Below are 21,900 nucleotides of genomic sequence, written 5' to 3'. Positions count from 1 at the left end.
CGAGAGGGAAACGCCCGGTCACATTCCGAACCCGGAAGCTAAGCCTCTCAGCGCCGATGGTACTGCAAGGGGGACCTTGTGGGAGAGTAGGACGCCGCCGGACTTAACGTATGAAAGATGTGGCCATCGGCCCTCCATCGAGAATCGCAGGGGAAACCCTCGTTCTCGGTCGGGGCCGGTGGCCATTTCTGTTTTCGCCGCCGTTCGCTCGACGCCGGCTCTGGTTCGTGATGGACTGGAGGCCGACGTCGGGTGACCGACGCGGCACCCAACACAACGACACAGCGGACGAACGCCCGAGGCACTGCACCGGGCACGCGATGAGGAGCAACGGTGGCGAACGACGACGATCAGCGGCGGAACGACGGGGACCGCGGAGATCGACCCCGGCGGGACAGCGACCGGTTCCCGCGTCGCGACGACGCTCCGCGTCGGGACGGCCAGAGTGATGGTCGTTGGTCGTCCGGTCCTCGCGAATTCGAGCGCCGCGAAGGCGACCGTCGTGATCGTCCGCATGGCGGAGACCGTCCGTTCCGTGACGGCGCGCCTCGACGGGACAGCGCTCCGCGTCGCGACGGCGACCGTCCGTTCCGTTCCGGCGACCGGAACGACCGTCCGTCGTGGCAGGGCGACCGTGGTGACTCCGGCCGGCCGCCGCGCGGCGATGGTCCGCGCAGTGCCGATCGTCCGCGTCGCGATGGCGATCGCCCGTTCCGTGGTGGCTCCGACCGCCCGGCTCGTGACGGTGACCGTCCGTTCCGTAGCGGGAGCTCCGACCGTCCGCGCCGTGATGGCGACCGCCCGTACCGCGGTGGTTCGGACCGTCCCGCTCGTGATGGCGCCCGTCCGTACCGTGGCGGATCGTCGGACCGTCCCGCTCGTGATGGCGACCGCCCGTACCGTGGCGGTTCGTCGGACCGTCCGCGGCGTGATGGCGACCGTCCGTTCCGTGGTAGCTCTGACCGCCCGGCTCGGGACGGTGACCGTCCGTACCGTGGCGGCTCCTCGGACCGTCCCGCCCGCGATGGCGACCGTCCGTACCGTGGTGGTTCGGATCGTCCCGCTCGAGATGGCGACCGTCCATTCCGTGGTGGTTCGGATCGTCCCGCCCGTGACGGCGACCGCCCGTACCGTGGTGGTTCCTCCGACCGTCCGGCCCGTAGTGGTTCGTCCGACCGTCCGTTCCGCGGCGGCTCGTCGGACCGCCCGGCCCGCGACGGCGGTGAGGACCGTCGTCGTTTCGGTGACGGCAGCCGTCACGCCGGCGCCCGTTTCGGTGAGGCCGCGCGCGACGACTGGGAAGACCGCGACCCCTACGGCACGAAGTCGATCCGTCCGCGCCACGACGACCCCGAGATCCCCGAGGAGATCCAGGCGCGCGACCTCGACCCTGCGGCCCGGATGGAGCTGAAGACCCTCAGCAAGGACAACGCCGACTGGGTTGCGCGTCACCTCGTGGCAGCTGCGCTCTTCGTCGACGACGACCCCGAGACGGCCAACCAGCACGCCCTGAGCGCTGCTCGTCGTGCCGGTCGTGTCGGTGTCGTCCGGGAGACGGCCGCGATCACCGCGTACCGCCTCGGCGACTTCGCGACCGCGCTCCGGGAGCTCCGCACCTACCGTCGGATCTCCGGTCGCAACGACCAGCTCCCGATGATGGTGGACTGCGAGCGTGGCCTGGGCCGTCCGGAGCGGGCACTCGAGCTCGGTCGCTCGGTCGAGCGCTCGGCCCTCGACACCCCCGTGCAGGTCGAGCTCGCGATCGCCATGTCCGGCGCTCGTCTCGACCTCGGGAACCCCACAGCCGCCCTCGGCGAGCTGGAGATTCCACAGCTCGACCCGTCCACCGCCTACACGTGGTCCCCGGCGCTCTACAGTGCTTACGCGGCCACGCTCGAGGAGCTCGGTCGACAGGACGAGGCCGACGAGTGGTGGGCCCGTGTGGACCGCGCGGCAGCGGCCCTCGCCGAAATCGCGGACGACAACGCTTGGGAGACAGTTGATGTGGTCGAGGAAACGCTCGAAGTCGAAGAACGCGGAGACGCCGGAGACGACGACGCCGATGACCTCGGAGCCGACGACGTCGCGACCGACGAACTCGACGGCGACGACGAATCCGCCGACGACCTCGACGACGACCTCGATGACGAACCCGCCCTCGACGACCTCGACGACGACACCTCCGCAGCCGACGAGCCCGGCGAGATCGACGACGACAACCCCCGCGACGTCGACGGCTCCGCAGCCGACTGAGCAGTCGGCGGCCTTGACCGACGGCGTCGACGTGGTCCTCACCGACCTCGACGGCGTCGTCTACCGCGGCCGCAACGCCATACCGCACGCGGTCGAGGCCCTGACCCGGGCCTCGCTCACGGCGCGCGTCGGCTACATCACCAACAACGCGTCGCGCCGCCCGATCGACGTCGCAGAGCACCTCGAGCGGTACGGGCTCGATGTGTCCGAGGGTGACGTCGTCACCTCGTCGCAGGCCGGCGTCCAGCTGCTCGCGACCCTGGTGCCGGCCGGGTCGACCGTCCTGGTCACCGGCGGGCTCGGCCTGTCGAGCATCGTCGAGGCAGCCGGGTTCACGGTCACCTCGAGTGCCGAGGACTCCCCGGCCGCGGTCATCCAGGGTTTCTCACCGGACCTCGGTTGGAAGGAACTGGCCGAGGCCTCGTTCGCACTGGCCGACCCGGACGTGCCGTGGGTGGCCACGAACATGGACTGGTCGATCCCGGTCGAGCGGGGCATCGCACCCGGCAACGGCACACTCGTGTCCGCCGTGCACCAGGCGGTCGGCCGGATGCCCGTGGTCGCAGGCAAGCCCGAGCGGCCGATCTTCGACACGGCCCTCGAGCGCTTCGGCGGCGGTCACACCCTGTTCATCGGGGACCGGTTGGACACCGACATCAAGGGTGCGAACGACGCCGGTATCCCGAGCGTGCTCGTGCTCACCGGCATCGACAAGGCGAAGCAGGTGCTCGCGGCCGACCAGCGCTCGCGTCCCACCTACGTGCTCGAAGACCTCCGGGGGTTGTCCCAGCCCTACCCGGAGACGGCGCGGCGCGAGGACGAGGACGGCACCCGGTACGTGACCGTCGGTACCTCGACGGTGGCGATGCGCGGGCACGTCGTCCGGGTGCTCGATGCCGGGACGGACATCGATCGGCTCCGTGCCGGCTCGACGCTCATCTGGGAGTCCGGGTTGGCCATCTACGGCCTCGACGTGGACCCGCAGCTGTACGGCGGCGAGTAGCGTGTCGGACGTGCCGAACCCCGAGCAGCCGTCCGCCGATCCCGAGCAGCAGGACGCCTTCGCCGCGCGCACAGCCGAGGCCGAGGCCCTGCCGCTCGCTGACCGTGCCGACGCCTTCTCCGCCCTGCACGACGAGCTGCGGACGCGGCTCGAGAGCGGCGGCTCCGCGAGTGCCTGAGCCGGACGGAGCCGTGCACGACGCGACCCCGGTCCGCCTCGACGCCCTCCTCGCCGCACGCGGGCTCGCACGGTCGCGCACCGTCGCCAGCAAGCTGATCCAGGACGGCCGGGTGCTCGTGGGCGGCCGTGCCGTCCTGAAACCGTCGACGCCGATCGCGTCCGACGCGGACATCGAGGTCGACGCCGCGGACGAATGGGTCTCGCGTGCTGCCCGGAAGCTCGTCGGCGCACTCGACGCGTTCGATGTCGACCCCGCCGACCGGGTCGTGCTCGACGTGGGTGCGAGCACCGGTGGGTTCACCCAGGTGCTGCTCGCGCGCGGCGCGCGCCGGGTCATCGCGCTGGACGTGGGCCACGGGCAGCTGCACCCCACCATCGCACTCGACGAACGCGTCGCCGTGGTCGAGGGGACGAACGCGCGGAACCTCACGTGCGCCGACTACCTGGCGCTCGACGGCGCCGCCGTCGAGACGAGCCTGGTGGTGGGGGACCTGTCCTTCATCTCGCTCCGACTCGTGCTGCCGGCGCTGGCCGAAGCCGTCCCCGCGGACGAGTTCGTGCTCCTGGTGAAGCCCCAGTTCGAAGTGGGCCGTGGCGGTGTGCGCGAGGGCATCGTGCACGACGCCGGACTCCGGAACGACGCGCTCATGAACGTGCTGTGGGCGGCGTGGGACCTGGGCCTCGGCACCAGTGGGCTCGCCGCGTCCCCGATCGTCGGGACGCACGGCAACCACGAGTACCTGGCCCGCTTCCAGCGCGGTGTCGGGGGCAATCCGACAGAATGGAGAGTCCGGGCGACCGAACTCACGGAAGGGTCTTCATGAGTGACGAACGGCACATCCTGCTCGTGTCCCACACGGGTCGCCGTGACTCGATCGACGCTGCGGTCGAGGTCTGCGACCTCCTGCACGCGGCCGGTCTCACGCCCGTCATGCCCTTCGACGAGTACGCGGACATCCGTCGTGCCGAAGCGTCGGTCGGCAAGGTCGACATCCTCGGCGTCGACGTCCAGCCGAACCAGCTCGAGATCGTCATCGTGCTCGGTGGCGACGGCACGATCCTCCGCGCGGCGGAACTCGTGCGGAACACCGGCGCTCCGCTCATCGGGGTGAACCTCGGGCACGTCGGGTTCCTGGCCGAGAGCGAGCGTGACGGCCTGTCCGAGACGGTCGAGCGCGCGCTGTCCGGCGAGTACAACGTCGAGGAACGCGTCACCCTGCAGGTCGATGTGGTCGTCGGCAACCAGATCGTCTACTCGAGCTGGGCGCTGAACGAGGCCACGATCGAGAAGGCCTCGCGGGAGCGGATGCTCGAGGTCGTGACCGAGGTCGACGGCCGCCCGCTGTCGTCCTTCGGCTGCGACGGCGTGGTCGTGTCGACCCCGACCGGCTCCACCGCGTACTCGTTCTCCGGTGGTGGCCCCATCGTGTGGCCGGATGTCGACGCGCTGCTCATGGTGCCGCTGAGCGCCCACGCCCTGTTCGCCCGTCCGATCGTCGTCGGGCCGGACTGCACGCTCGCGATCGAGGTCCTGCGGCGCACGAGCGGCGTCGGTGTCCTCTGGTGCGACGGCCGACGGACCCACGACCTGCCCCCGGGCGCCCGTGTCGAGGTCCGGCGTTCGCCCGACCCGGTGCGTGTCGCCCGACTCAAGGACGCTCCGTTCACCGACCGCCTGGTCGCGAAGTTCCAGCTGCCCGTCGCCGGGTGGCGCGGCCCCCAGAGCGACGAGGACGACCGATGAGCACGGAGGACGACCGATGAGCACGGAGGACGACCGATGATCGAGGAGATCGCGATCCGCGACCTCGGTGTCATCGGTGAGACCACGCTCGAACTCGGGCCGGGCTTCACCGTCGTCACCGGCGAGACCGGTGCGGGCAAGACCATGATCGTCACGGCGCTCGGGCTGCTGCTCGGTGCGCGGGCCGATGCCGGTTCGGTGCGCCGCGGTGCGTCGAGCGCCGTCGTCGAAGGTCGCTGGCACGTCCCGGAGCAGGACGCCGTCGCCGAACGCGTCGAGGACGCCGGCGGCACCGTCGAGGACGGCGAACTCATCCTCACCCGCACGGTCTCCGCCGAGGGGCGCAGCCGTGCCACGGTGGGCGGTCGCAGTGCGCCCGTGGCGGTGCTCGGCGAGCTCGCCGACCAGCTCGTCACCGTGCACGGGCAGTCGGACCAGATCCGCCTGACCTCGGCCACGGCGCAGCGGGCTGCCCTCGACGGGTTCGGGGGAGCCCCGCTCGAGAAGGCCCTCGCCCGGTACGTCGCCGCGTACGACGCCTGGCAGCAGCACACCGGTGAACTCGAGGTCCTGGTCCGCGACCGGGACGACCGGGTGGCCGAGGCCGAGCGGATCCGCGCGGCCTCCGACGAGATCGAGGCCGCCGATCCGCAGCCCGGCGAGGACGTCGAGCTGGCCGAGCGCGCCGAACGGTTGGGCAACCTCGAGGAGCTCCGGTTGTCCGCGGCCCTGGCGCACGAGGCGTTGTCCAGCGAGTCCCTCGACGGCGTCTCCGACGTCGTCGGCCTGGTCGAGTCCGCACGCCGTGCCGTGGAGCGCGTGGTGTCGTCGGACAGCGCCCTGCAGCCGGTGCTCGAGCAGCTCACGGAACTCGGGATCCAGGCGGCCGAGGCCTCGGCGAGCATCTCGAGCTACCTCGGTTCCCTGGAACCCGAGGCCGGGCACGACCTCGAACTCATCAACGAACGCCGTGCCCTGCTGGCGGGCCTCACCCGCAAGTACGGCGAGACGGTGGACGACGTCATCGCCTACGGGCAGCGCGCGAGCGACCGGCTGCTCGAGCTCGACGGCGACGACGACCGGATCGCGGCGTTGCAGCAGTCGGTCGAGCAGGACGAGCAGGCGCTCGAGACCGCCGCCGCCGCGCTCACCACGGCGCGCACCAAGGCTGCGGCCGACCTGGCGAAGCGCGTGACCGCTGAGCTGAAGACCCTCGCGATGGGTGGTGCGACGCTGGTGGTCGAGGTCACCGACGCCGGCGAGTACCGCCGACACGGCCGTGACCAGGTGACGATCCTGCTCCAGCCGCACTCCGGCACCGACCCCCGGCCGATCGGCAAGGGCGCGTCCGGCGGTGAGCTGTCCCGCGTGATGCTCGCGATCGAGGTCGTCATGGCCGGCAGCACCACGGTGCCGACGTTCGTGTTCGACGAGGTCGACGCGGGTGTCGGTGGGGCGGCGGCGATCGAGATCGGCCGACGGCTGGCGAAGCTCGCCGAGCGCACGCAGGTCATCGTGGTCACGCACCTGGCCCAGGTCGCGGCGTTCGCGAACAACCACCTCAACGTCGTGAAGGACGCCAGCGGGGCCGTCACGTCGTCGAGCGTGCGTCGGCTCGAGGGCGAGGACCGGTTGCAGGAGATGGCACGGCTGCTCTCCGGACTCGGTGACAGCGCCAGTGGCATCGAGCACGCACGCGAGCTGCTCGACGTGGCCGGCCAGCGGGCCTGACGACCAAGCAGGCGGGTACCGGACCCGGACCCGGACCCGGACCCGGACCCGGCCCGAGGACCCGGCCACCCACCCGCGCAACGCCCACGGCGAACCGAGGTCGCGCCTCCCGGCAGTTCTGACGTACGATGGAATCCCGTGGCGGACACTCTCAGCGGCGGTACCAATTCTTCGAACTCGACCCCGAAGGTGACGAAGCAGATCTTCGTGACCGGCGGGGTCGTCTCGTCTCTCGGCAAGGGCTTGACGGCGGCCAGCCTCGGCAACCTGCTCACGGCTCGCGGCCTCAAGGTCGTCATGCAGAAGCTCGACCCGTACCTCAACGTGGACCCGGGCACCATGAACCCGTTCCAGCACGGCGAGGTCTTCGTGACCGACGACGGTGCGGAGACGGACCTCGACATCGGGCACTACGAGCGCTTCCTCGACATCAACCTGTCGCAGGCCGCGAACGTCACGACCGGTCAGGTGTACTCGACGGTGATCGCCAAGGAGCGTCGCGGCGAGTACCTCGGCGACACGGTGCAGGTCATCCCGCACATCACCGACGAGATCAAGCGCCGGATGCGCGAGCAGGCGCAGAACGACCCCCAGCCCGACGTCATCATCACCGAGGTCGGCGGCACCGTCGGCGACATCGAGTCGCAGCCGTTCATCGAGTCCGCCCGACAGGTGCGGCACGAGCTCGGCCGCAACAACGTGTTCTTCGTGCACGTCTCGCTGGTGCCGTTCATGAACGCCTCGGGTGAGCAGAAGACCAAGCCGACGCAGCACTCCGTCGCCGCGCTCCGCTCGATCGGCATCCAGCCCGACGCGCTCGTGCTGCGGTCGGACCGTCCGGTGTCGGAGTCGAACAAGCGCAAGATCGCGCTCATGTGCGACGTCGACGAGGACGCCGTGGTGAACGCCGTTGACGTCCCGTCGATCTACGACCTGCCGACGCTGCTGAACAACCAGGGCCTCGACCAGGTCATCGTCGATGCGCTCAAGCTCGACGCCGGTCCGGTCGACTGGACCGCGTGGACCCCGGTGCTGAAGGCCGTGCACGAGCCGAAGAAGGCCGTCACGATCGCCCTGGTCGGCAAGTACATCGACCTGCCGGACGCCTACCTGTCCGTCACCGAGGCGCTCCGTGCCGGCGGCTTCGCGCACGACGCCAAGGTGACGCTGAAGTGGGTCGTGTCCGACGACTGCACCACGCCCGAGGGTGCGGCGAAGCAGCTCGGCGACGTCGACGGCATCTGCATCCCCGGTGGGTTCGGCGTGCGCGGCATCGAGGGCAAGCTCGGCGCGCTCAAGTTCGCGCGTGAGCAGGGCATCCCGACGCTCGGCCTGTGCCTCGGCCTGCAGTGCATGGTCATCGAGTACGCCCGCCACGAGGTCGGTCTGACCGACGCGTCGAGCACCGAGTTCGACCCCGAGACCTCGACCCCGGTCATCGCGACGATGGCGGAGCAGGTCGAGATCATCGCCGGCGGCGACCTGGGCGGCACGATGCGCCTGGGCCTGTACCCGGCGTCGTTCACCGAAGGCTCGCTGGCGGCGGAGCTGTACGGAGCGCCGGAGGCCTCCGAGCGGCACCGTCACCGCTACGAGGTGAACAACAAGTACCGCGAGCAGATCGCGGACGCCGGCCTCGTCTTCTCGGGCACGTCGCCCGACGGCACGCTGGTGGAGTACGTCGAGCTCCCGCGCGACGTGCACCCGTTCTACATCGCCACCCAGGCGCACCCGGAGCTCCGCTCGCGTCCGACCGATGCGCACCCGCTGTTCGCGGGACTCGTCGCGGCCGCGATCGAGCGCCACGAGGCGTCGAGCCTGTTCGACCCGCAGACCGAGGAGCAGGTCGCGTAAGCGCCGGTCTCCACGATCGGACGGGAGGCGCGGTGCCAGCTGGCACCGCGCCTCCCGTCCGTCTGTCGCCGCGTCAGGGGCGCGTGCTTGGATGGAGACGTGACAGACGCACCGATCGCTGACGAGTCCGCCTCCTTCGAGGTCACCGAATCCACCGTCGTGTACGAGGGCGCCGTCTGGGACGTGCGCCGCGACACCGTCGCGTACAACGGCGACTCGATGGTCCGCGAGTACATCGACCACACTGGCGCCGTCGCCGTGTACGCCGAGGACGACGAGGGCCGCGTCCTGGTCATCCAGCAGTACCGACACCCGGTGCGGCTGCGCGACTGGGAGCTGCCCGCCGGTCTGCTCGACATGGAGGGCGAGGACCACCTGACGGCCGCGAAGCGCGAGCTCGGCGAGGAGGCCGACCTCGAGGCCGACACGTGGGAGCCACTGGTCCGCTACAACACGTCCTCGGGTGGCAGCGACGAGTTCATCCAGATCTACCGGGCGCGCGGCGTCCGATCGACCGAGTCCGCCTTCGAGCGCGAGGCCGAAGAGGCCGACATCGTGACCCGCTGGGTCCCGCGGGCGGAGCTCCTCGAGGGGATCCTGGGCGGTCGGCTCAACAACTCGGCCCTCGTCGTCGCGACGCTCGCCGTCGAGGCCATCGAACAGCGCGGCAAGTGAGCGGGTCCGCGGGCGACGGTCTGCGCGAGCTGGTCGCCACGGGGACGTGGACGCACGAGCCGGAGGCCGCCCAGTTGGACGGCGACGTGTTCCGCGTCACCGCGGTCGAGGGCAGTGACGCCTGGCGGACCACCTCGTACGGCTTCGTGCACGACTCCGAGCACGCGCTGCTGCAGCCGACCGACGGGCCGTTCTCGGTCGAGGCGTCGTTCGTGCTCGACTACACCGAGCAGTTCGACCAGGCCGGGGTGTTCCTGCGCGTCGACGAACAGACCTGGATCAAGGCCGGCGTGGAGTTCTCGGACGGAACCCCGCAGCTCGGCGCCGTGGTGACGCGTGGGTTCTCGGACTGGTCGGTGTCGCCGGTGCCGGAGTGGGCGGGCCGGGTGGTGACCGTCCGCGCGAGCCGCGATGGTGACGCCGTGACGATCCGGGCGTGGGCCGAGGGTGACGAGTCCCGCTTGGTGCGGGTCGCGTACCTCGACCCGGACGCCGTCGTGTCCGCGGGGCTGCTGTGCGCCGGGCCGACGCGGGCCGGGCTGACCGTGACGTTCACCGGGTTCCGCGTGGGCACGCCGGACGAGGCGTTGCACTGACCGCGGGTGGCCCCGCGCCGGTTAGCCTGCTGAGGTGATGCCCCTCGACCGTGCCGCGGAGACGTACCTGCGGCACGTCGCGATCGAGCGGGGACTCTCGCAGCACACGTTGTCCGCGTACCGGCGGGACCTCGCGGTGTTCACGTCGTGGTTGGCGGACGCTCCGGTCGTCGAGTCGGACGGTGCGGACCGGGCCGGGGGGTCCTCGGCGCTGCTGGACGTGGCACGGTTGGCACGGGCGGACGTCTCGGGGTTCGTGACACACCTGGCCACCCGACCGGAAGGTCCGCTCGCACCGCGGTCGATCGCGCGGATGCTCAGTTCGGTGCGTTCGTTCACCGCCTTCGCCGCGGGTGAGGGCTGGCTGCCGCTCGACCCGGGCACCGCCGTCCGGCCGCCGAAGGCCCCGATGCGACTGCCGAAGGCGATCCCCGTCGAGGACATGGAACGGCTGCTCGGGGCGGTGTCCGTCGACGCCGACGACCCCGTCCAGCTGCGGGACAAGGCCCTGCTCGAGCTGCTCTACGCCACCGGTGCGCGGATCTCCGAGGCGGTGGGACTGTCGGTCGACGACGTGACGACGCTGTCGGACGCCGACGGCGAGCTCTCCGTCGTGAAGGTCACCGGCAAGGGCAACAAGCAGCGGATCGTGCCGCTCGGCAGCTTCGCCCGGGCCGCGATCGACGCCTACCTGGTGCGCGCACGGCCGGTGTTCGCTGCGCGCGGGCCGTCGACGCCGGCACTGTTCCTCGGTGCCCGTGGAGCGCGGTTGTCGCGGCAGAGCGCCTGGCTCGTGATCCAGGCCGCCGCTGCTGCCGCCGACCTGGAGGCGCACGTGTCACCGCACACGTTCCGGCACTCGTTCGCGACGCACCTGCTCGAGGGCGGTGCCGATGTGCGCGTGGTGCAGGAGTTGCTCGGGCACGCGAGTGTCGCCACGACGCAGATCTACACGATGGTCACGGCGGACATGCTGCGGGACGTCTACCAGACGGCGCACCCGCGGGCGCGGCGGTAGGCGGACCCGCGCCCGTCGTGCGGGTGCATGGGCCGTGCGGGTGCGCGACGGGCGCGTTTCGTGAGCAGAAATGGTCGGGTCGCGCCGTCGCACCCGACCATTTCTGCTCACGAAGCGCCGTGGACCGCGGCGGGCGGCTCCCGCTGCTCAGAACAGGTGGAACTGGGCCGACGCGGCGATGACCGTCGTCGTCACCGCGACGACGAGGGCGCTCGCCGAAGCGCTCCGCGCCAGGACCGCCCAGGCGCCGACGGCCCCGGGACGGACGATGCCGATGACCCCGCACACCACGCCGAGCAGCCCCGCCAGGCCCCAGGGGTTCGCGACGACCGAGACCACGGCGAGCAGCACCGCGAGCACCGTGAACACGCCGAGTCGACGGTCGCCGGCGGTGCCCGATGCCCACGCGTCCGTCCGGATCGCCGCGGTCTGCACCGAGAACGACGGCCCCACCGGCGCGACGACGATCGGCGTGACCGGGTCAGCAGCGGCCGCGGGGACCCGCGTGGCTGCGCCCCAGGTGCGACCGTCCCACCAGCGCAGACGACGGGCGTCCTGCGGGTCCGGGAACCAGCCTGCGGCCGGCAGCGTCACGGTTGCTCCTCGAGGTGCGGGGTGGATCGACGCTCCCGAGCCTAGGAGCGCGGTCGGTCTCGCCCCAGTCCCCAGCCGGGTGTCAGCACAAGGGGGGACCGGGCCTGTGTACTACGGTCGGGGCGTGCCCTCGACGCTCGATGACTTCTGGACCGCGCGACGCCGTGAGCGTCCGAGTCTCCCGACGGCGGTGCCGGAGGCGTGGTCCTTCGGCGCGACCCCGGAGCAGGCGGACGCGCTCCTGCAGCTCGTGCTCGACGGGGTCAAGGTCGGCACGGCGTCGTCGCTCTGGGACTACGAGGCGACCGGTGACCCGCTGCCGGCAGCCGACGAGTTGAGCATCGTGACCGACGGCTCTGGCTCGCCCCGTGCCGTCATCGAGACGACGGTGGTCCGGGTGGTGCCGTTCGACCAGGTCGGCGCGGACCACGCCTGGGCCGAGGGCGAAGGGGACCGGACGCTCGAGCACTGGCGGAGGGTGCACGAGACGTTCTGGCGCGCACACCCGGAGAACCCGCGCGGGTTCGCGCCGGACATGCCGGTCGTGTGCGAGCGGTTCCGGCTGCTCTGGCCGAACGGCTGACCCCGAGCCCGGGTCAGGCGGGGACGGGCTCCGAGTCGACCTCGGTGAACACGTCCTTCACGGCGGCGAGCAGCCGGGCGTTGAAGTCCACGCCGAGCTGGTTCGGCACGGTGACGAGCACGGTGTCGGCAGCCCGGACGGCCTGGTCGGCCGCGAGCTCCGCGACGAGCTGTTCGGGCTCACCGATGTAGGACCGGCCGAACCGGGCCAGCCCGCCGTCGAGGTGCCCGACCTGGTCCTGCCCCTCGACCTGGGCGCGCACGCCGAAGTAGTGGCGCGACTCGTCGTCGATGATCGGGATGATGCTGCGCGAGACCGAGACGCGCGGTTCGCGGTCCCAGCCGGACTCGGACCACACCCGCCGGAAGCGCTCGATCTGCTCGGCCTGCAGCTGGTCGAACGGCACACCGGTGTCCTCGGTCAGCAGGGTCGAGGACATCAGGTTCATGCCCTGCTCGGCGGTCCACTCGGCGGTGGCGCGGGTGCCGGCGCCCCACCAGATGCGGTCGCCGAGCGAGTCGGACAGCGGGGAGATCGGCAGGGACCCGACCGAGCCGGTCATCTGCGGGTTGGCGTTGGCCATCGGCTCGCCGGCGATCGCGCGGCGGAACACGTTCGTGTGCGCACGGGCCATGTCGCCGCCGTTCTCGTCAGCGGCGTCGGGCACGTAGCCGAACTGCTGGTAGCCGGCGAGGGCGGTCTCGGGTGACCCCCGCGAGACACCGAGCTGCAGTCGCCCGCCGGAGATCAGATCGGTGGCCGCGGCTTCCTCCGCCATGTAGAGCGGGTTCTCGTAGCGCATGTCGATGACGCCGGTGCCGATCTCGATCCGGCTGGTCTTCGCGGCGATGGCGGAGAGCAGCGGGAACGGCGCGGCCTGCTGCGGGGCGAAGTGGTGGACGCGGAAGTAGGCGCCGTCGACGCCGGCTTCCTCGGCTGCGACCGCGAGGTCGATCGCCTGCACCAGGGCCTCCCGCCCGCTGCGCACCTTCGACCCCGGCACGTCGCGCCAGTGTCCGAACGACAGGAACCCGATCTTCGTCATGTCCATGCGAACGCATCCGGAGGCGGGGCCATTCCGCCGCGACTACCGTGTCCGGGATGGAGGACCCCCGCCCCGCGCTCGAGGCCGAACGCGTCCGCAACGTCCGGCTGCTCGCCGAGGTCGAGCGGAGCATGCGCGACGTCAGCGACGCCCGGCAGGATGCGAACTCCGACGACGAACACGACCCGGAGGGCGCGACCCTGGCCTGGGAACGCGGCTCGCTCGGTGCGGTCCGTGACGGCGCGCAGCTGCGGCTCCGCCAGGTGGACGCAGCGCTCGTACGACTCGACGACGGCACCTACGGTCGCTGCACGGTCGGCGACGAGCCGATCCCGGAGGCCCGGCTGGCCGCCGTCCCGTGGGCGGCGACGTGCGTCGCGCACGCGTGAGGGGCACGCCATCGGTGCCGCCTGACGGCCTGGAGGCGCGGGCCGTCCCCGCCACGCGCCTCCCGGCATGCGCACCCCGCGTCCACCCCGTGCGCCGCTGATTCCCAGCCGCGCGCCCTACGTTTTCGGCATGGACGGCGACCCGAACGACCGACCCGGCGACGGCCGGGCCGACGGCACGCCGCGCCAGCGCTTCCAGTGGTTCCACCGCCTGCGCGCCTGGATCCACGCGCGGCCGCACGTGCACCTGCTCTACAAGGTGCTGGTCGGTCTGGTGGGCGGGCTGGTCGTCATCGTCGGGCTGATCCTGGTGCCGTTGCCGGGCCCGGGGTGGCTCGTGGTGTTCATCGGCCTGACGGTCCTGGCGAGTGAGTTCCACTTCTTCCACCGGATCATCACGTGGCTCCGGGCGCAGCTGCACCGCTTCTGGGACTGGGCCAAGCGGCACGGGCCGAAGCGCCTGCGGGATGCTGCAGACCGGGGCAAGGCCGACGTCGACGCTGCGCACACCGGTGCGGCGCGGACGGTCGGGGTGCGTGCGCGCGCTCGCGGTGCGAACTCGGCGCGACCGGGCCACTAGCGCCGCGGCACTAGTCGGCGGAGGCGACCCGGATCGAGCCTGTCGCGGTGCGCTCGATGACCTCGGCGGCGTGCTCCTCGACCTCGGCGGCGTCCTTCGACGACAGTTGCAGCACGAGGGCGACGACCGCGGCGAGCACGATGAAGCCGCCGTACCCGGCGATGACCGGGACCAGACCGACCGAGGGTTCGAGCAGCCCGCCGATGACCGAGGGCACCCCGAACGCCAGGTAGCTGACGACGTAGATCGTCGAGAGCAGTCCGGCACGGTGGGTCGGGGCGGCGGTGGCGAGCAGCATCCGGAGCGGCGCCTGGAACCCGGCGCCGAAGCCGACACCGGCGATCGCGCTGCCGACGACCATGCCCGGCAGGGAGTGTGCGAACACGAACGACACGGTGACGATCGGGCCGAGCACGAGCGCGACGAGCCCGAGCAGGACCGCGCGACGGGTGTCCATCCGCTGGATCGCCAGCCCGGTCAGGGCGCCGACGCCGGTGACCACGGCGATGAGCGCACCGGCGGCGAAGTGGTTGGTGATGCCGAACACCGTACCGAGCGCCGAGGGGACGAGCGACAGGAACATGCCGCCGAGGGCCCAGCTGGCGACGAGCGAGCCGGCGACACCGCGGAACAGCCGGCGTGAGGACCGCGGCACGCTGATCGTCGGGCGCAGGGAGCGGAGTGCGCCGGGGCGACGCTGCACCTGCTCGGGGACGACGAACAGCGCGAGCACCAGCAGCACGAGGAGCGCGCCGAACAGCAGGTAGACGAGTTGCTCCGGCGCCGGACCCCACTGCACCAGCGCGCCGCTCGACATCGCGCCGGTGGCCAGGGCGATCGGCGGGATGACCCCGTTCAGCACGCCGGCCATGGTGGGGTGGCGTTCGAGGGAGTTGTCGATGAGGGCCGCACCGAGAGCCCCGATGAGCAGTCCGACCGAGACACCCTGCACGATCCGGTCGACGATGAGCGCGACGACCCCGTCCGCCATGGCGAACAGGCCGAGCGACAGCGCGACGCCCAGGCCGCCGACGACGAGCACGGGCTTGCGGCCGACGTGGTCGGACAGGCGGCCCGCGACGAGCAGGCTCGCCAGCAGGCCGGCGACGTAGATGGCGAAGACGCCGGTGAGCATGAGCGGGGTGAGGTGCCATTCGGCTGCGTAGACCGGGTAGATGGGCGACGGTACGGCCGACGACGCGACCGAGACCAGGAGCATCGCCGCCAGGATCCAGAACCCGGCGACCGAACGAGCTGACTGGTGCATGCGCACCCCTTTCCATCTCCGTGCAGTACGACTGCATTCGTACCGCACTCGAACAGTACGACGCAAGTCGTACAGCAAGCCGAACGGTGGTAGCGTCCCGTCCATGCCCGCGCACGTCGATGCTCCTGAACGGCTGCCGCAGCCGTCCGTGGCCGAGATGGACCTCCCGGTCGTGATGGACGCCCTGAGTGATCCGATCCGGCTCGCGATCCTGCACCGCTACCTGGTCGACGCGGCCGGGGGCGAGCGCAGCTGCGGCTGGGTCGGCATCGACCGGCCGAAGTCCACGCTGACCCACCACTTCCGGGTCCTGCGCGAGGCCGGTCTGCTCGAGCAGCACCTGGAAGGCCTGACCCGCGTCAGCCGCGTCCGCGTCGAGGACGTGCAGCAGCGGTTCCCCGGGCTCCTCGACCTGGTGCTCGACTGGCAGGTCCCCGCTGCGCTGCTGCGCGAGGGGATCGCCTCGTGAGCGCCGGCTCGTCCGCCGGCGTGGACGCTGTGCACACGCTGCCGTCGATCGTCGCGGACCCTGCCGTCACCACGGCGCTCGCCGCGGACCTGACGGCGGCCGGGTTCACCGTCGACCGGCTCGACTCGCTGTGGGGCGCCGAGGCCGCCGCATCGCTGCACCGCGGTTCGCGCGTCGCCGCGCTCCGCGCGCTCGCCGCCCGCGAGACCACGCCGCTCGGCGCCCTGGCGACGCTGTTCGTGCTCGGCCTGCCGGTGGCGCGGGCCGAGGCCGCCGCGGCGTTCCCGACCGCCGGGCTCGACGCCGTCATCGCCGCGGGCCTGCTGCGCAGTGAAGGCGACAGTGCCGACGTGCTCGTGCACCCCACCGTCGACCTGCGCCCCTACGCCTTCGTCGACGACCTCGGCGCCGGCAGCTGGTGGATCGTCTCCGACCTCGGCGAGCTCGCCCTCGGGCACGCCATCAGCGAGGAGCACGTCCTCGGCATCGGCGGCGCCACCACGACGCTGAGCGGCCTGCAGGTGCCCGTCCCGGTCGAGCGTGTGCTCGACCTCGGCACCGGGTGCGGCATCCAGGCCATGCACGCGCGGCGCTTCGCCGACCAGGTGGTCGCCACCGACATCTCGCGCCGTGCCCTCGACATCGCCCGGTTCAACGCCCGGCTCAACGGCATCGACGGCATCGACTTCCGGTTCGGCTCGCTGTTCGAGCCGGTCGCGGGGGAGCGCTTCGACCGGATCGTCTCGAACCCGCCCTTCGTCATCACACCCCGTCGCGAGGGCGTCCCGTCGTACGAGTACCGCGACGGCGGCATGGTCGGCGACGCCCTGGTCGAGACGGTGCTGCGCGGCCTCGACGCCCACCTGGAGCCCGGTGGCACCGCTCAGCTCCTCGGCAACTGGGAGTACCACTGGGGCGTCGACGGCCTGGACCGCGTGCGCGCCTGGTTCGCCGACACCGACCTCGACGTGTGGGTGATCGAGCGCGAGCGGCAGGACCCGACGTCCTACGCCGAGACCTGGATCCGCGACGGCGGGACGAAGCCCGGCACGGCCGAGTTCGACACCCTGATGAGCGCCTGGCTCGACGACTTCGCGGACCGTCGCGTCACCGGCGTCGGCTTCGGCTACGTCGTGGTGCGTCGACCCCTGCCGGGAGGCCCGTCCGGCCTCCGCCGGTTCGAGCGCGTCCCCGAGACGCTCGGGTCCAACCCCGCGGGCCTCGGCGCGACGGTCGCCCGCGTCCTCGACGCGGCCGCCTGGCTCGCCGCGCACGACGATGCCGCGCTCGCCGCCGCTCACCTGTCGGTGGCTGGTGACGTCACCGAGGAACGGTACTACTGGCCGGGCAACGACGACCCCACCGTGATGACCCTGGTGCAGGGTGGTGGGCTCGGGCGCCGGGTGGACGCGGACACCGCACTCGCGGCGTTCGTGGGTGCGTGCGACGGCGACCTGTCCGTCGCCGCGATCATCGGCGCGCTCGCGCAGATCACCGGCGTGGACGCGCAGGCGCTCGCCGCCGACCTGCTGCCGGCGGCGCGCGACCTGGTGCTCGACGGGCTGCTCGTCCCCGCCGCCTGACGATCAGGCGCGGTGGTCGCGCCAGCTGTGCTCGGGCGTGTAGCCGAGGAGTTCGCGGGCCTTCTCCGAGGACAGCAGCGAGCTGACGCCGTCGATGTCCGCACGGCGCTCGATGTCCGGCACGAAGCGTTCGACGAGCTCGATCGTCGGGGTGTCCATCACCGTGTCGGGGCTCGCGATGACGAACGCCTCGAACCCGGTGAGGTCGGCCTCGAGTGCCCGGCGGACAGCCTGGGCCCCGTCGCGGGAGTCGATGTACGACCACAGGTTGAACGTCTTCGCCTCGGGGGTGGCGTCCCACGGGAACGCCGGGTAGTCGGTCTCGTCCATCACGTTCGAGAAGCGCAGGCCGATCATCTTCAGTTCCGGGTCCCAGCGGGTGAAGTGGCGGGCCATCTCCTCCTCGACCGCCTTGCCGAGGGAGTACGACGACTGCGGGCGGACCGCGAACTCCTCGTCGACCGGCAGGTAGGGCGGGTGGTGCTCGCCCATCGGGATGCCGAGCAGGGTCTCGCTCGACGCCCACACGACGTTCTTGATCTTCGCGGCACGTGCGGCGTGGAAGACGTTGATCGACGAGGTCACGTTGTTCGTGATGAGGGCCACGTCGGGGACCTGCCCCGGGGCCGGCACCGCCGCGAGGTGCACGACGGCGTCGACGTGGTCGTACCGGTCGTCGATGCCGAGCAGGGCGTTCAGGACCTGGCCGTGGTCGGTCAGGTCGATCCGCACGAACGGGACTCGCTCGGGCTTGTCGGGGGAGGGGACACGGTCGAGCAGGACCACGTCGTACCCGTGCGCATCGAGGTCGCGCACCACCGCTCGTCCGAGCTTGCCGCTGCCACCGGTCACCACTACACGCGTCATCGCGTCACTCCACATCGTCGTCGGAACACACCCTGGCGGGCACCGACCATCCTGCCCCGCCGCACCTGACGCGACCAGGCCCTGTCCGTACCCCGGAGCGTCGGGGGTGGTGGTCAGGCGGTGGGGGTGACCTGGGCGATCGCGAGGCGGGCGACGAGTTCGACGTGCTCGGCCATGTCGCGAGTGGGGTCGAAGAGCCACTGGATCTGCATGCCGTCGGACACCGCGAGCAGGACGCTGGTCAGCTCGTCGGGGTCGATGTCGGTGCGCAGCCGGCCGTCCTGCTGCATGGCCCGGAAGTCGGCGGACAGGTCGCGGCGGCTGCGGTCGTAGCGCTCGCGGAAGTACTCGTGCGCCGGGTGCTCGGCGTCGGTGGCGGCCGCGGCGGACAGGTTGACGAACATCTGCACCAGGCCCGGGACCTCGGCGTTGTGCCGCACGATCGCGGCGAGCAGGGCTGCCGGGTCCGCGGCCTGCCAGTCGTGCGCGAGGTCGAGCTCGTCGCGGCGGCGGAGGATCTCGACCCAAAGCTCGTCCTTCGAGTCGAAGTAGTGCAGCAGGCCGGCCTGGGTCAGCTCCACGGCGTCGGCGATGTCCTTGATGCTCGTCCGCCGGAAGCCCTGCGACGCCACGAGGTCCAGCGCGACCGTGAGGATCTCCTCGCGCTTCGCGATGCCCTTTGCGTACGAACCCCGTCGTGCCATGGCCAGACTGTACCGCCCGCAGGAGACCCGAGAAAACCAAGCAACGGTTGGTTTTCGGTGGTACGGTGCAGGAGCTGCCAGCGCGGGCGGCGAACCCGGTGGATGGTGGGTGTGGGCGACGAGGCCCCGGCTGTCCAGGCGGCGCCCCGCGGCCCTGAACGAGAGGACCGACCACCGTGACCACCGTGAACGACGCGAGCACCGCCTCCAGACCGTCGACGCCGCTGACCGAGCGCATCGATGCGCTCCTCGGCCAGCTGACCACCGACGAGAAGGTGCAGCTGCTCACCGGACGTGACTTCTGGACCACCTGGCCCATCGAGAAGATCGGGCTGCGCCGGATCCTGATGTCGGACGGCCCCTCGGGCGTGCGCGGCGAGGTGTGGGACGAGCGCGACCCGTCCCTGAACCTGCCGTCGGCGACCGCGCTGAGCGCCTCGTGGGACCGTGCGATCGCGAAGCGCTACGGCGCCGCCGCCGCGGTGGAGGCCCGCCGCAAGGGCGTCGACGTCGTGCTCGGCCCGACCATCAACCTGCACCGGTCTCCGCTCGGCGGCCGGCACTTCGAGGCGTTCAGCGAGGACCCGGTGCTCACGGGTGACCTGGCCGCGTCGTACGTCGACGGCGTGCAGGAGAACGGTGTCGCCGCGACCCCGAAGCACTACATCGCGAACGACTACGAGACCGACCGCTTCACCGCGTCGACCGAGGTGTCGGACCGTGCCCTGCGCGAGCTGTACCTGCTGGCGTTCGAGAAGGCCGTGACCGAGGCGCACGCCTGGGCGATCATGTCGTCGTACAACGCGATCAACGGCGTGACGGCGTCGGAGAACGACCTGCTCGAGACTCCGCTCAACTCGGAGTGGGGCTTCGACGGCATCGTCGTGTCCGACTGGACCGGGGTGCGTTCGGTGGACTCGGCGAAGGCGTCGCAGGACGTCGCGATGCCCGGGCCGAACCCGTGGTGGAGCGAGGGCCCGCTGCTCGCCGCCGTGCAGTCCGGCGAGGTGCCGATGGCGGCGATCGACCGCAAGGTCCGCCGGATCCTGACCCTGGCTGCCCGCGTCGGCGCGCTCGAGGGCTTCGGGCCCGTCGCCGCGTCGCCCGTGCACGTCGAGGACGGCATCGCGTTCGTGCGCGAGGCGGAGGCCGAGGGCACGGTCCTGGTCCGCAACACCGGTGTCCTGCCGCTCGACGCCCCCGCCGTGTCGCGCATCGCGGTGATCGGCCACAACGCCGACCAGGCCCGCACGCAGGGCGGTGGCTCGGCCACGGTCGTGCCGTCGCAGGTCGTGTCACCGCTGGACGGCATCCGTTCGGCCTTCCCCGGCGCGAGCGTGGACTACGCGATCGGCGCCGTCGTGCAGGAGGGCATCGCGGAGTTCCCGCTGTCCACCATCACGAACCCCGGCACCGGGGAGCCCGGAGCCCGGGTCGCCTTCGTCAAGGACGGCGAGGAGCTGTTCGTCGAGGACCGCCGCGCGACGGCACTGTTCTGGTTCGGCGGCGACGCCCCGACCCGCGAAGCCGACCGGCTCGACATCACCACCACCTACACGGCCGAGTCGACCGGGACCGTGCGGTTCGGCATCGGCGCGGCTGGCCAGTCACGCATGTGGATCGACGGCGAACTGCTGCTCGACGAGGACGTGCCGTTCGAGGGCGACCAGCTCGGTGCCGCGTTCCTCAACCCGCCGGCGCGGTCGGTGCCGGTCGAGGTGACGGCGGGACAGCAGGTCGCGATCCGCATCGAGTACGACATCGTGCAGGACGAGACGCTCGGCGGGGTGCTGGCGTACCAGTTCGGCACCGAGCCGTCGGACGACGACCCCGCCGTGCTCATCGAGGCTGCGGTGGACGCCGCCCGTGGTGCGGACGTCGCCGTCGTCGTGGTCGGCACGAACTCCAAAGTCGAGTCCGAGGGCTACGACCGCTCCTCGCTGGCACTGCCCGGCCGCCAGGACGACCTGGTGCGCGCGGTCGCCGCGGCGAACCCGAACACGGTCGTCGTCGTGAACGCCGGGTCGCCGGTCGAGATGCCCTGGCGGAACGACGTCGCCGCGGTGCTGCTGACCTGGTTCGGCGGGCAGGAGTACGGCAACGCGCTGGCCGACGTGCTGACGGGGGCACAGGAGCCCGGCGGCCGCCTGCCCACCACGTGGCCCGTCGCGATGGCTGACGTCCCGGTGCTCGACGTCACCCCGGTCGACGGGAAGGTCGCCTACGACGAGGGTGTCCACGTCGGTTACCGGGCCTGGCTGCGGGCCGGCACGGAGCCGGCGTACCCGTTCGGCCACGGCCTCGGCTACACCACGTGGTCGATCGAGGGCGTCTCCGCGACCCCGACCGTGCGCGAGGGCGACGCCGTCATCGTCACGGCGACCGTCGCGAACACGGGCGACCGCGCCGGCAAGCACGTCGTGCAGGTCTACGCGTCCCGTGCGGAGTCGGCGGTCGACCGCCCGGTGCGCTGGCTGGTCGGGTTCGCCCCGGTCCGGCTCGCCGCGGGCGCCTCGACGGAGGTCTCGATCGAGGTCCCGGCGCGAGCCTTCGCCCACTGGGACGGCTCGTGGCAGTACGAGTCGGGGACCTTCACGTTGCACGTCGGCGCCTCGGTCTCCGACGACGCCGGAACCGCGTCCCTCGAACTGGAGTGACGAAGTCGTCCGGTTTCCGCGCAGCTCCCAACTCCATTCAGTAACATCTATGTGCGCGAGTCGGCTGGTTACCGTCCGCGCACGCACCGACTACGGGGTCGCTGGGTG

The 21,900-nt window shown here is 71.6% G+C and carries 21 protein-coding genes and 1 rRNA gene; 17 read left to right on the top strand and 5 right to left on the bottom strand.

Annotated elements, in window-relative coordinates:
• The 11 genes from rrf to DEJ00_RS15450 all read left to right on the top strand — a co-directional run.
• Positions 1-103 (top strand): 5S ribosomal RNA (gene rrf, locus DEJ00_RS15495); the annotation flags it as partial.
• Between the two features lie 1,298 nt (positions 104-1,401).
• Complete coding sequence (locus DEJ00_RS18625) at positions 1,402-2,253, top strand: hypothetical protein (RefSeq protein WP_111057967.1); 852 nt, start codon at positions 1,402-1,404, stop codon at positions 2,251-2,253.
• A gap of 13 nt (positions 2,254-2,266) precedes the next feature.
• Positions 2,267-3,256: an HAD-IIA family hydrolase gene (locus DEJ00_RS15485; protein ID WP_111057959.1), complete on the top strand. Its 990-nt coding sequence runs from the start codon at positions 2,267-2,269 to the stop codon at positions 3,254-3,256.
• 10 nt (positions 3,257-3,266) lie between these two features.
• Positions 3,267-3,434 carry a hypothetical protein gene (locus tag DEJ00_RS18620; RefSeq protein WP_155896846.1) on the top strand — a complete coding sequence of 56 codons (168 nt, stop codon included), beginning with the start codon at positions 3,267-3,269 and terminating at the stop codon, positions 3,432-3,434.
• Complete coding sequence (locus DEJ00_RS15480) at positions 3,427-4,260, top strand: TlyA family RNA methyltransferase (RefSeq protein ID WP_111057958.1); 834 nt, start codon at positions 3,427-3,429, stop codon at positions 4,258-4,260. Before DEJ00_RS18620 ends, DEJ00_RS15480 begins: the two co-directional genes overlap by 8 nt.
• Complete coding sequence (locus DEJ00_RS15475) at positions 4,257-5,180, top strand: NAD kinase (RefSeq protein WP_071245131.1); 924 nt, start codon at positions 4,257-4,259, stop codon at positions 5,178-5,180. Before DEJ00_RS15480 ends, DEJ00_RS15475 begins: the two co-directional genes overlap by 4 nt.
• A gap of 36 nt (positions 5,181-5,216) precedes the next feature.
• Positions 5,217-6,911: a DNA repair protein RecN gene (gene recN, locus DEJ00_RS15470; RefSeq protein WP_111057957.1), complete on the top strand. Its 1,695-nt coding sequence runs from the start codon at positions 5,217-5,219 to the stop codon at positions 6,909-6,911.
• 138 nt (positions 6,912-7,049) lie between these two features.
• Positions 7,050-8,765, top strand: a complete 1,716-nt coding sequence (locus tag DEJ00_RS15465; RefSeq protein WP_111057956.1) for a CTP synthase — start codon at positions 7,050-7,052, stop codon at positions 8,763-8,765.
• Between the two features lie 99 nt (positions 8,766-8,864).
• Complete coding sequence (locus tag DEJ00_RS15460) at positions 8,865-9,440, top strand: NUDIX hydrolase (protein ID WP_071245128.1); 576 nt, start codon at positions 8,865-8,867, stop codon at positions 9,438-9,440.
• Entirely contained in the window at positions 9,437-10,036 is a 600-nt protein-coding gene (locus DEJ00_RS15455; RefSeq protein WP_111057955.1) for a DUF1349 domain-containing protein, read from the top strand. Before DEJ00_RS15460 ends, DEJ00_RS15455 begins: the two co-directional genes overlap by 4 nt.
• Before the next feature lie 37 nt (positions 10,037-10,073).
• Complete coding sequence (locus DEJ00_RS15450; protein WP_111057954.1) at positions 10,074-11,054, top strand: site-specific tyrosine recombinase XerD; 981 nt, start codon at positions 10,074-10,076, stop codon at positions 11,052-11,054.
• A gap of 147 nt (positions 11,055-11,201) precedes the next feature.
• Here DEJ00_RS15450 and DEJ00_RS15445 read toward each other — a convergent pair whose 3' ends face one another.
• Positions 11,202-11,648 (bottom strand): DUF2510 domain-containing protein, encoded by a 447-nt coding sequence (locus DEJ00_RS15445; RefSeq protein ID WP_111057953.1) that lies wholly within the window; start codon positions 11,646-11,648, stop codon positions 11,202-11,204.
• Positions 11,649-11,772: 124 nt separating this feature from the next.
• Between DEJ00_RS15445 and DEJ00_RS15440 the strand changes: the two genes are divergently transcribed.
• The gene (locus DEJ00_RS15440) at positions 11,773-12,231 is read left to right on the top strand and encodes an ASCH domain-containing protein (RefSeq protein WP_220038886.1); all 459 of its coding nucleotides are present in this window, start codon (positions 11,773-11,775) and stop codon (positions 12,229-12,231) included.
• 13 nt (positions 12,232-12,244) lie between these two features.
• On the opposite strand, the gene DEJ00_RS15435 is transcribed toward DEJ00_RS15440, so the two are convergent.
• Positions 12,245-13,282, bottom strand: a complete 1,038-nt coding sequence (locus DEJ00_RS15435) for an LLM class flavin-dependent oxidoreductase (RefSeq protein WP_111057951.1) — start codon at positions 13,280-13,282, stop codon at positions 12,245-12,247.
• 50 nt (positions 13,283-13,332) lie between these two features.
• Between DEJ00_RS15435 and DEJ00_RS15430 the strand changes: the two genes are divergently transcribed.
• Both DEJ00_RS15430 and DEJ00_RS15425 read left to right on the top strand, forming a co-directional pair.
• Positions 13,333-13,665, top strand: coding sequence for a TraR/DksA C4-type zinc finger protein (locus DEJ00_RS15430; RefSeq protein WP_111057950.1), 333 nt, complete (start codon positions 13,333-13,335; stop codon positions 13,663-13,665).
• Between the two features lie 130 nt (positions 13,666-13,795).
• A complete protein-coding gene (locus DEJ00_RS15425; RefSeq protein WP_111057949.1) occupies positions 13,796-14,245 on the top strand; it encodes a TIGR02611 family protein in 450 nt (149 codons plus the stop codon).
• Between the two features lie 10 nt (positions 14,246-14,255).
• On the opposite strand, the gene DEJ00_RS15420 is transcribed toward DEJ00_RS15425, so the two are convergent.
• A complete protein-coding gene (locus tag DEJ00_RS15420; RefSeq protein WP_111057948.1) occupies positions 14,256-15,512 on the bottom strand; it encodes an MFS transporter in 1,257 nt (418 codons plus the stop codon).
• Positions 15,513-15,615: 103 nt separating this feature from the next.
• On the opposite strand from DEJ00_RS15420, the gene DEJ00_RS15415 reads away from it, so the two are divergent.
• Both DEJ00_RS15415 and DEJ00_RS15410 read left to right on the top strand, forming a co-directional pair.
• The gene (locus DEJ00_RS15415; RefSeq protein WP_071245119.1) at positions 15,616-15,981 is read left to right on the top strand and encodes a helix-turn-helix transcriptional regulator; all 366 of its coding nucleotides are present in this window, start codon (positions 15,616-15,618) and stop codon (positions 15,979-15,981) included.
• On the top strand, positions 15,978-17,564 hold the full coding sequence (locus DEJ00_RS15410; RefSeq protein WP_258373708.1) for a methyltransferase: 1,587 nt from the start codon (positions 15,978-15,980) through the stop codon (positions 17,562-17,564). The genes DEJ00_RS15415 and DEJ00_RS15410 overlap by 4 nt, the downstream gene beginning before the upstream one ends.
• 3 nt (positions 17,565-17,567) lie before the next feature.
• Here DEJ00_RS15410 and DEJ00_RS15405 read toward each other — a convergent pair whose 3' ends face one another.
• Both DEJ00_RS15405 and DEJ00_RS15400 read right to left on the bottom strand, forming a co-directional pair.
• Positions 17,568-18,431: an NAD(P)-dependent oxidoreductase gene (locus DEJ00_RS15405; protein ID WP_071245140.1), complete on the bottom strand. Its 864-nt coding sequence runs from the start codon at positions 18,429-18,431 to the stop codon at positions 17,568-17,570.
• Between the two features lie 113 nt (positions 18,432-18,544).
• Positions 18,545-19,135, bottom strand: coding sequence for a TetR/AcrR family transcriptional regulator (locus tag DEJ00_RS15400; RefSeq protein WP_027465935.1), 591 nt, complete (start codon positions 19,133-19,135; stop codon positions 18,545-18,547).
• A 176-nt stretch (positions 19,136-19,311) separates the two neighbouring features.
• Between DEJ00_RS15400 and DEJ00_RS15395 the strand changes: the two genes are divergently transcribed.
• Positions 19,312-21,792: a glycoside hydrolase family 3 C-terminal domain-containing protein gene (locus DEJ00_RS15395; RefSeq protein WP_111057947.1), complete on the top strand. Its 2,481-nt coding sequence runs from the start codon at positions 19,312-19,314 to the stop codon at positions 21,790-21,792.
• Positions 21,793-21,900 lie beyond the last annotated feature (108 nt).

It is taken from the genome of Curtobacterium sp. MCLR17_039, from assembly GCF_003234745.1.
GTDB classification, from domain to species: domain Bacteria; phylum Actinomycetota; class Actinomycetes; order Actinomycetales; family Microbacteriaceae; genus Curtobacterium; species Curtobacterium flaccumfaciens.
Note: the sequence above shows the minus strand (reverse complement) of the source record. Positions and strands in the feature narration are given on the sequence as shown.

Coding starts and splice junctions, on each gene's coding strand:
- DEJ00_RS15430 (WP_111057950.1), top strand. CDS start 13,333: ATGGAGGACCCCCGCCCCGCGCTCGAGGCCGAACGCGTCCGCAACGTC.
- DEJ00_RS15475 (WP_071245131.1), top strand. CDS start 4,257: ATGAGTGACGAACGGCACATCCTGCTCGTGTCCCACACGGGTCGCCGT.
- DEJ00_RS15415 (WP_071245119.1), top strand. CDS start 15,616: ATGCCCGCGCACGTCGATGCTCCTGAACGGCTGCCGCAGCCGTCCGTG.
- DEJ00_RS15435 (WP_111057951.1), bottom strand. CDS start 13,282: ATGGACATGACGAAGATCGGGTTCCTGTCGTTCGGACACTGGCGCGAC.
- DEJ00_RS15420 (WP_111057948.1), bottom strand. CDS start 15,512: ATGCACCAGTCAGCTCGTTCGGTCGCCGGGTTCTGGATCCTGGCGGCG.
- DEJ00_RS15405 (WP_071245140.1), bottom strand. CDS start 18,431: ATGACGCGTGTAGTGGTGACCGGTGGCAGCGGCAAGCTCGGACGAGCG.
- DEJ00_RS15450 (WP_111057954.1), top strand. CDS start 10,074: ATGCCCCTCGACCGTGCCGCGGAGACGTACCTGCGGCACGTCGCGATC.
- recN (WP_111057957.1), top strand. CDS start 5,217: ATGATCGAGGAGATCGCGATCCGCGACCTCGGTGTCATCGGTGAGACC.
- DEJ00_RS18625 (WP_111057967.1), top strand. CDS start 1,402: ATGGAGCTGAAGACCCTCAGCAAGGACAACGCCGACTGGGTTGCGCGT.
- DEJ00_RS15400 (WP_027465935.1), bottom strand. CDS start 19,135: ATGGCACGACGGGGTTCGTACGCAAAGGGCATCGCGAAGCGCGAGGAG.
- DEJ00_RS15425 (WP_111057949.1), top strand. CDS start 13,796: ATGGACGGCGACCCGAACGACCGACCCGGCGACGGCCGGGCCGACGGC.